Annotated in this window: 1 protein-coding gene; it reads left to right on the forward strand. The window is 52.0% G+C overall.

Annotation, left to right across the window (positions count from 1 at the left end):
* A partial coding sequence (locus LZP73_RS20050) for an SPFH domain-containing protein (protein WP_267960264.1) occupies positions 1-298 on the forward strand: 298 nt, incomplete at both ends.

The raw sequence follows: 298 nt of genomic DNA on the forward strand, positions 1-298 counted from the left end.
ATCCCTATTCTCATTTTTGTCGCGCTGGTCATTGTCGGCGCGGGCGTCAAAATCGTGCCGCAGGGCTATCAATGGACGGTAGAACGTTTTGGTCGCTATACCAAAACGTTACAGCCGGGGCTCAGTCTGGTGGTGCCGTTTATGGATCGCATTGGTCGCAAGATCAATATGATGGAGCAAGTGCTCGACATCCCTTCCCAGGAAGTTATCTCGAAAGATAACGCCAACGTTACCATCGACGCCGTGTGCTTTATTCAGGTGATTGATGCCCCGCGCGCCGCTTATGAAGTCAGCAATC

The sequence above is a fragment of the Shewanella sp. AS16 genome (assembly GCF_021412365.1).
Classification (GTDB): Bacteria; Pseudomonadota; Gammaproteobacteria; order Enterobacterales; family Shewanellaceae; genus Shewanella; species Shewanella salipaludis.